Raw genomic sequence first — 2,092 nt, forward strand, 5'->3', positions numbered from 1 at the left:
GTTCCGGCCATCAGTGCGGCGGCCATTAGCGTAGCTCCCGCCAGTCTAGAAAAATGCAGCATTGGTTTCCTCCCGTTGAACGATGGCGGCAAGCGCCGTTAAAGTCGGTACGCCTTTTTTGCGAGCGTATAGGCAAGTTCCTGCGCCAGCTCGTGCGCCTCGTCTTCGCGGAGCCGATGCTCGGCGACGAGACGCGCAAGAAAGGCGCAATCGACCCGACGCGCCACCTCGTGGCGAGCCGGGATGGATGGAAAGGCGCGGGTGTCGTCGTTGAAGCCGACGGTGTTGTAGAAGCCGGCCGTCTCGGTGGTCATCTCGCGAAACCGGCGCATGCCCTCAGGGCTGTCGTGGAACCACCAGGCCGGCCCGAGCTTCAGCGCCGGGTAGACGCCGGCGAGCGGCGCCAGTTCGCGCGCATAGCTGGTCTCGTCGAGCGTGAAGAGGATGATGGTGAGGTCGCGCTCCAGCCCGACGCAGTCGAGCAGCGGCCTCAGCGCCGTCACATAGTCGGTTCGGATCGGGATATCGAACCCCTTGTCCCTGCCGAACCTCTGGAAGACGGCAGGCGAATGATTGCGCCAGGAGCCGGGATGGATTTGCAGGACCAACCCATCGTCGCGGCTCATTTTGGCCATTTCGGTCAGCATCTGGGCACGAAACAGCTTTCGCTCGCGCTCGTCGTCCGAGCCCCGGCGGATGCGGTTGAACAGCTCCTGTGCGGCGGCATCCGACAGATTGGCGGTCTCCGCTGTCGGATGGCCGTGATCCGACGCGGTCGCGCCAAAACTTTTGAAGAAGGCCCTTCTCTGGCGATGCGCATCGAGATAGCCGGCCCAGGTGCCGGTGTCGCAGCCGGTGATGTCGCCGAGCCGATCGAGATTGGCCGAAAAGTCTTCGAAGTCGGGATCGACGACTGCATCCGGCCGGTAGGCGGTGACGACGCGGCCCTCCCAGCCGCTGTCGCGGATCATCTGGTGCCATCTGAGATCGTCGAGCGCGCCTTCGGTCGTCGCGATGACCTCGATGTTGAAGCGCTCGAACAGTGCTCGCGGGCGAAAATTCTCCCACTGCAGCAGCGTCGCAATTATATCGTAGTGGCGGTCGGCCGTCGCCGCGTTCAGCGGCTCTTCAATGCCGAACAGATGGGCAAGCACATGGTCGAACCACAGGCGCGTCGGCGTGCCGCGGAACAGATAATAGTGCTCGGCGAAGCGCCGCCAGATCGTCCTGCCGTCGGTCTCCACCGGTGAGCCGTCGAGCGTCGGCACACCAAGGTCCTCGAGCCGGACGCCCTGGCTGAACAGCATGCGGAAGATATAATGGTCCGGCACGATCAACAATTGCGCCGGATCGGGAAACGCCGCGTTGAGCGCATACCAGCGCGGATCGGTGTGACCATGCGGGCTGACGATCGGCAGGTCCTTCACCCCGGCATAAAGCTCGCGGGCAACCGAACGCGGACGCGCCTCCGCGGGAAACAGCAAATCCGGATCGGTCAATGCGGCCACGTCGTTCCTCCCAACCCGGTCATCGGTAGGATTGGAAAGAAATTATGTCAACATACAAAAAATACATTGTTGTATGATGACTTTTACGCAACGTCAGCCCATTGTGCGGGAAAGAAACGGATGTTACGCCGCATGCCGGCCAACCCCGGCACCAGCTCGATCAGACCCATCGCACGATGACAGACAGACGCCTTTCCAACACTACGCGGCAGGCATTGCCGGCCTGGGTCGCGGTCCCAGGATACGACCGCAACCGTGTCCTACCCGGCATCGTCCATCTCGGCGTCGGCGCATTCCACCGCGCCCATCAGGCAGTCTATGTCGACGATTGCCTGGCGGCGGGAGAGATGGATTGGGGCATTGTCGGCGTCTCGCTGCGCAGCACCGAGACACGCGACGCGCTGGCGCCGCAGGACGGGCTCTACACGCTGGCGGTCAGGAGCAGCGACAGCGAAAGCCTGCGCGTCGTAGGCTCGATCGTGTCGATGCTGGTGGCCCCGGAAAGTCCGGGTGCGGTGCTGGCCGCGCTGACTGACCCGCGCACCTCCATCGTCACGCTGACGATCACCGAAAAGGCCTATCTC

Annotated in this window: 1 protein-coding gene and 1 pseudogene; one reads left to right on the plus strand and one right to left on the minus strand. The window is 63.2% G+C overall.

All coding sequences use genetic code 11. The features are described from left to right. Positions 1 to 98: 98 nt before the first annotated feature. Positions 99 to 1,508, minus strand: a complete 1,410-nt coding sequence (gene uxaC, locus EOA86_RS32185) for a glucuronate isomerase (RefSeq protein WP_128345286.1) — start codon at positions 1,506 to 1,508, stop codon at positions 99 to 101. A gap of 176 nt (positions 1,509 to 1,684) precedes the next feature. Between uxaC and EOA86_RS32190 the strand changes: the two are divergent. Then, a pseudogene (locus tag EOA86_RS32190) lies at positions 1,685 to 2,092 on the plus strand (mannitol dehydrogenase family protein); the annotation flags it as partial.

It is taken from the genome of Mesorhizobium sp. M5C.F.Ca.IN.020.32.2.1 (assembly GCF_004023105.1).
Lineage (GTDB): Bacteria > Pseudomonadota > Alphaproteobacteria > Rhizobiales > Rhizobiaceae > Mesorhizobium > Mesorhizobium wenxiniae.